The 6,627-nt window shown below is 53.7% G+C and carries 4 protein-coding genes and 1 pseudogene; 2 read left to right on the top strand and 3 right to left on the bottom strand.

Features of this window, described 5'->3' with window-relative positions; translation table 11 throughout:
* Window positions 1–329: 329 nt before the first annotated feature.
* A complete protein-coding gene (locus tag FBY01_RS31385; RefSeq protein WP_145311100.1) occupies window positions 330–1,304 on the bottom strand; it encodes a TerC family protein in 975 nt (324 codons plus the stop codon).
* A 386-nt stretch (window positions 1,305–1,690) separates the two neighbouring features.
* Here FBY01_RS31385 and FBY01_RS31380 point away from each other — a divergent pair, with 386 nt between their 5' ends.
* On the top strand, window positions 1,691–2,593 hold the full coding sequence (locus FBY01_RS31380) for a universal stress protein (RefSeq protein ID WP_145311102.1): 903 nt from the start codon (window positions 1,691–1,693) through the stop codon (window positions 2,591–2,593).
* A 494-nt stretch (window positions 2,594–3,087) separates the two neighbouring features.
* Here FBY01_RS31380 and FBY01_RS31375 read toward each other — a convergent pair whose 3' ends face one another.
* On the bottom strand, window positions 3,088–4,542 hold the full coding sequence (locus FBY01_RS31375) for a TrkH family potassium uptake protein (RefSeq protein ID WP_145311105.1): 1,455 nt from the start codon (window positions 4,540–4,542) through the stop codon (window positions 3,088–3,090).
* A 364-nt stretch (window positions 4,543–4,906) separates the two neighbouring features.
* The gene (gene nhaA, locus FBY01_RS31370) at window positions 4,907–6,103 is read right to left on the bottom strand and encodes a Na+/H+ antiporter NhaA (protein WP_145311107.1); all 1,197 of its coding nucleotides are present in this window, start codon (window positions 6,101–6,103) and stop codon (window positions 4,907–4,909) included.
* Between the two features lie 248 nt (window positions 6,104–6,351).
* Here nhaA and FBY01_RS31700 point away from each other — a divergent pair.
* A pseudogene (locus FBY01_RS31700) lies at window positions 6,352–6,627 on the top strand (LTA synthase family protein); the annotation flags it as partial.

The following is a 6,627-nucleotide window of genomic DNA, read 5'->3' as shown; positions in this document are numbered from 1 at the left end:
CACGCCGTGGATCTGAAACACGTTCTTGGCCAAGTCGACCCCAATGCGCATAAGCTTCATGTGTGGACTCCTTCTCACGGTTGACTGCGGTTCGTGCCTTCAGTCTGGCACTCAAGATGCCGAGGTGAGGAGGAGTCCATCCCATTGCTTTTGGCCGTTTTCAGCCGGTTACGACTGGCTGAAATCGCCTAAAACGGTCATTCACTAGATCCGTGACGAGGCGGTTTGTGAAGACACGCATAAGACCATCGATTACCAAGTATTCGGGTAGGTCATTGATTTCCAGTAGCCTGGGTCAAAACCGCATCAGTGCCAACATCTCTGATTCATCATTGCTCTCCCATAACCCGTGTTTTGCTCTTCGTTAAAGTCAGGCTCAACAGGACGGAAACCAAGATGATGCCGCCGACTGTGGTCAGCGACCATTGAATCGGCACGTGCCACCACGGCGCGACCAGCATCTTGCCGCCGATGAACACCAGTACGATGGCCAGGCCATATTTGAGCAAGTGAAAGCGGTCGGCCATGTCGGCAAGCAGAAAATACAGTGCGCGCAGGCCCATGATGGCGAAGATGTTGGAGGTGAACACGATGAAGGGGTCGGTGGTGACGGCGAAGATAGCCGGGATGCTATCCACCGCGAACACCAGGTCGCTGGCCTCGATCAGTACCAGCACCAGGAACATCGGCGTCGCCCAGCGCAGGCCGTTCTGGCGCACGAAGAAGCGCTCGCCGTGAAAGCTATCGGTGATGCGAAGATGGCTACGCAGCCAGCGCAGCAAAGGGTTCTTTTCGAGGTCTGGTTGCTGGTTGGCAAAGATCAGCATCTTGATGCCGGTGATGACGAGGAAAGCACCGAAGACATAGAGCAGCCAGGCAAACTCCTGCACCAGCCAGACACCGGCGAAAATCATACCGGCACGCATGACGATGGCGCCAAGCACGCCATAGAGCAGGACTCGGCGCTGCAACTCTGGCGGCACGGCGAAGTAGCCGAAGATCATGACGAAAACGAACATGTTGTCGATCGACAGCGACTGCTCGATCAGGTAGCCGGTGAGAAATTCGAGCGTTGTACGCTGGGCGACTTCGGCACCGACATGGCTGTGCAGATACCACCAGAGCAGAGCGGCGAAGACCAGTGCCAGGCTGGCCCAGGCGATGACCCAGGCTAGCGCTTCGCGGACCGAAACACGATGCGCCTTGCGCCCGCCGAAAACGAACAGATCGAGCGCCAGCATGGCAAGGACGAACACGATGAAGGCGGCCCACATCCAGGATTGGCCGACGCTGATGGCGGTCATTTACTGTCTCCGCATGAAGCAGCAATAGGCTGGAGGAGTCATGCTAGCGAGCCTGTTACCACAACAAAAATCGTTTATTCGTTGGGGATAGTTCGATTTTTACGAAGTATTGATTCAAGTGCTCAACTACCAGCAACCGCATTGGTTATGCCCCGTGGTCAAGGCGGGTGGCGTGGCACGCGTTTCCTGCAGTCCCGTCTCCTGCTTGATCGTGATGAAAAGGTCTGCTACCCCCTTCGACAGTCATGGCAACTGGTAAGCCGGTGATGCAGGCGTATATTGATAGTGTCGATCCAGATAGTTGAGGCGATCAAAGATCGCCAATGGTGGGACAAGCGAGAGTGCTGGGGGCGCTAGCGGATAACCCGGAACGTTGGAGGTGTCACATGAGGCTGTATCAACGACTCTTTCTGATCGCAGGTCCCACCATGCGTCACTCGCCGGCGATGGAACGGGCAATCGCACTGGCTGACGCTACAGGCGCAGCGCTGCATATCGCTGTGTTCATCGAAGACTTCGACCTTATGCGGTTAATGAGCAACAGCGAACAACTTCGTGAGAGTTGCCGGCAGGAGAACCTGCAGTGGTTGACGGATGAGGCCAAACTCATGCGCAGGAAGGGCATCAATGTGACCACCGAAGTTGCTTTGACCCGCGACCCGCTGCAAGCGATCCTTGAGCATGTGGCTGAAATGCAGCCGGACCTGATTATCAAGGGCGTACATCATGAATCAGCGCTCAAACGCTTATTCGTCACGCCTTTGGATTGGCAATTGTTGCGCGAATGTCCGACCCCCATACATCTGGTCAGCGAAGTCAGGTGTCCGCTTCCTCGGGTGATTGTGGCGGCGGTTGATCCATCGCATCCAGAGGGTCAGATCAGCGGAATCAACGACAGCGTCATTCAGGCGGCGAACGAACTGGCGACGCAATGTGATGCTGAATTGCACATGCTGTATGCCTACGAACTGACACACACACATTTCTCTGATGCAGGTGCTGGCGCCGTGACGATGCCAGGCTTCAGCAACGACGTGCGCCGGTCACTTGAAAAGTGCTTCATTGCCTTGGCTGGACGCCACTGCGTGCCACCTGAGCGACAACACTTCATTGCAGGGCCGCCAACCAAAGCGATGGCCGAGTTTGCCACTCATACTCGAGCCGATGTCTTCGTAATGGGAAATACCCATCACAAAGGGGTGGACAAGCTGATTGGCAGTACCACGGAGCATGTTCTGTATCAGGTGCCCTGCAGCGTTCTGGCCATCAAGGGAGAAGCGGATCATTGAACGGAAAAAACGCCACCATCGCAGCCGGCTGTTGGAGCTGATGTGGTTTTGACCCGGGCTGCTGACTTCAGCTGACCCTTAGGCGGTCTATGAAGACACGCATATGACCCCTCGATTACCAAGTATTCAGGTAGGCCAACTTATATACCCTCTTATTCAGCATCGATGAGCATGAGCTAAATAGATGCCCTGCTGATGGTGCGATCGATGATGAGATTGTTCAATCGGTATAGATGACTCTTAAAACCGCTAACCCTTAGCGCAATCGTCTCAAACATTAATTGTAAGATAGTGTTTCTAGAGGCAATACCTTATTACGTACAAGATTTCTAACTACATTCAGCCATCCATGTTGAGCCAAACGAGACGTGGGAAACTTTACTTAAGGTTTTGGGCTGCGCGGAATGCACATTCCTCATGCTAAGCGATGATTAGATTTTCGTCACCCACACCACATGGGAGACTTTCCCGGTCTCAAAATCACGATAGGTAGGCTAATACCTCCAAAAGACCGGCGTAATAAGTACCAGCACAGTCAGGATTTCCAACCGCCCCAGTAACATGCCGATGGTCAGTAACCATTTTGCTGCATCAGGTAGTGATGAGAAGTTACCGGCAGGCCCGATGATCGTGCCCAGGCCTGGTCCAACGTTGCATACTGCAGTAGCGGCGCCACTTAAAGCAGTCGTCCAGTCCAGCCCGATCAGAGCCAGCCCTAAGGCGATTATGGCAATGGTGATGGTGAAGAAAAACGAGAAGGTTAAAAGTGAGCGCAAGATCTCCTCGTCAATCGGATGACCGTTGTACTTCTTCTGAATCACGGCTCGAGGATGGATCAACTGCTTCAAACTACTCACGAGTAGGGCGGCAGCAACTTGGAAGCGGAAGATTTTCAGTCCGCCAGCCGTGGAGCCTGAGCATCCACCGACAAACGTCAGATAGAAGAACAACAGAACGGCAAAACTACCCCATAGTGTGTAATCACCAACTGCAACTCCGGTAGTCGTGACGACCGAGGTCACGTTGACCGCCACAATACGAAATGCATCCCACCAAACGTAGTCGCTGTGAAAGTATAGCCATGTCGCCACAGCCAGCCAGGTGACAATCAAGAATCCAAGAAATCCGCGTACCTGGTGATCCTTCAGCAGCGCACGCCGATGGCCGCGCAATGTCGCGACGTACAAGGTAAACGGCAGACTACCCAGAATCATGATGCCCACCGCTACCCAGTGAATCGCTGGCTGCGTCCAATGCCCCAGTGAGGCGTCCGAAGTAGAGAATCCGCCAGTTGAGATCAAGGACATGGCGTGGTTGACCGCTTCAAACGGCGTCATCCCAGCGATCCAGAGAGCTAGTGCTCCGGCGCCAGTGAGTACCAGATAGAGAAAGAGGATGTATTTGGCGGCCACATGGGAACGTGGCGTCACTTTCTCCGACCAGTCTGAGGACTCTGTCTGGAAAAGACGCATGCCACCCACTCGCAACAGTGGAAGGATCGCTACAGCCATGCCGATGAAGCCGATACCACCCAGCCAGTGCAGCATCGAGCGCCAGATTAACAATCCTGGTGAAGCGGTATCCAAACCACTCAGGACAGTTGAGCCCGTGGTTGTGATGCCGGACATCGTTTCGAAGAAAGCGTCGGTGTAACTGATGTGACTGATGAACACCATTGGCAACGCCGCGAAGGTACACACCACCACCCAACTGCCAGTCGTCAACAGGTACATATCCCTCGGACGGAGCTGGCCAGTATCAGGGCGCCCACGCACGATCAAAAGAAGACCGCTGATTAAGGTAATCAAACTCGACCAGAGAAAGGCCGACAGATCGTCGCTACGCTCATAGGCGACCAGCGTAATCATGGGAATAACCATGCTTACGGCCAGCGTGATCAGAAAAATGCCTAGGATGAAGCCGATGAGCCGCATTGCTGCGAGGGACATAGAAAGTAGCCTGCTAAATTAGCGCCGCGTAGTATCGAATGCTCAATTTTAAAGCTCCGTAAATTTTGCGTAAAATTTCTACGGGCAATCAGTCAAACAAGGATCGGTTGTTAAGTGGCAGAACCTAGCTCGCCTTCATGAGCTCAAAAAATTCCTCGCATTTCATTGAGAAACATCTAGCTGGCGAATAAAAAAACCGGCACTTGGCCGGGCTTTTATGGGCATCCAACAGTTCCTGGTGGATAACACGACTAAGACAGTGCTTCCAATAGCTAGCATGCCTGTCTTGTTGCTTCGCTGACGCAGGTTTCTAAACCACAGTATTTCTAGGCTTCGAGAAATACTGTGGTCGTATCAAGAGAGATTATTTGGCTACGGCAGCACTCGTTAGGACGCTGCTGCGGCGAAGGACTATAACGCCGCCCAACGCTGCCAGAATCGATCCGATCAATACACCGACCTTGACCTCATCAATCAAAAGAGCTGATCCGGCGAACGCCAGATTGCCAATGAATAGGCTCATAGTGAAACCAATGCCGCACAACAGTGCTACGCCATAGAGTTGAATCCAGGTACTCCCTTCCGGCAGCTTGGCCAGGCCCATACGAATGGCCAGAGCAGCCAATAGGAAAATACCGACCTGTTTGCCCACCAACAGCCCCAGAGCTACACCCAGCGGAACCGGATCGACGAGGTTCTCCATCGAAATACCGGCCAATGAAACACCTGCGTTGGCGAAACCAAAAATCGGCACCACAGCGAACGCTACCCACATGTGCAGCTTCTCTTCCAGGAAAAGCAGCGGAGACCGGGCTTCCTCTTCTGGCTTGCCCATGGGGATGCACAGCGCCACAGCGACACCCGCCAGCGTGGCATGTACACCCGATTGCAGCACGAAGAACCACAGCACACCACCGATCAGGAGATACGGGAACAATCGCCTTACGCCCAATCGATTCATTGCGATCAGAATGACGAGGGTCGCAAGCGAGGCCAGTAACATCGGCATGGAAAGGCCCGACGTATAGAAAAAGGCGATGATCACCACCGCGCCCAGATCGTCAATGATCGCTAAGGCAGCCAGAAACACTTTCAGCGAAGTCGGGACTCGCTTGCCCAGTAACGACAAAACACCTAAAGCGAATGCGATGTCAGTAGCGGCCGGGATCGCCCATCCCCCCAAGGTCTCAGGATTACCCCAGTTTATTGCGATGTAGATCAGCGCTGGAACAACCATGCCGCCCAAAGCACCAAATCCAGGTAAGGCGCGCTGCCCCCAAGTGGAAAGCCCACCGGCCAGCACCTCTCGTTTGATTTCGAGCCCGACCATCAGGAAGAAGATCGCCATCAGACCATCATTCACCCAATGCTCGACAGACATGCCCATCCAAACGCTGTGCAAGGTTGCAAAGTAACTCTGGGATAGAGGCGAGTTAGCAACAATCAGAGCGGCCAGAGCGGCACCCATCAACATGAGACCGCCAGCGGATTCCGACGACAGGAAGCGAGCCAGAATCGCGGCTGCTCTAGGGGTTTCGGCTTTAGCTTGATGCTTGGTCATCAACGTCCTTGGGATCACTTAAAAAGGTAATATATTAACATCTGGCCTACACGAACATGGCGGCGTTAAACAGCCTGAAACAGTTAATGTTCAAGGCCATAACCAAGCATTAATACTTTTCATTCAGTGCTCTGGAATGGGGTTTTAGACCAGAACCTATCGGCATGCGAAACAATATCCATGCCGCCCATCGCTTCCATGCCCCATGCCGTTTTTGAATAACCCGATCAGTCTTCCCATCGCTTGACTTGAAAGGCACCCTGGTGGTAATCACCTCGGACGAGTCCCACGGCATAGATGGTGTGCGCCTGGCTTCCTCATGGGGCTTCAACCTAATGCTAGCGCCCGAGCAGGATCAGTTGCCCAGGGTGAAGGCTGGCGTCTACGGGCATGTCGATCTGAGTGCCTCGATACTCGACTACTTCGCCCTACCTGTCCCCTCAGCCTTGAGCGGTCGTTCCCTGTTTCGTGATTATGAAACGGGCCGCGAAATCATGTCATTCACCAACGACAAGCTGCGCTAT

Origin of the sequence: Pseudomonas sp. SJZ077 (genome assembly GCF_007993905.1) — a bacterium.
In the GTDB taxonomy this organism is placed as follows: domain Bacteria; phylum Pseudomonadota; class Gammaproteobacteria; order Pseudomonadales; family Pseudomonadaceae; genus Aquipseudomonas; species Aquipseudomonas mandelii.
This window is presented reverse-complemented; position numbering and strand designations above follow the sequence as displayed.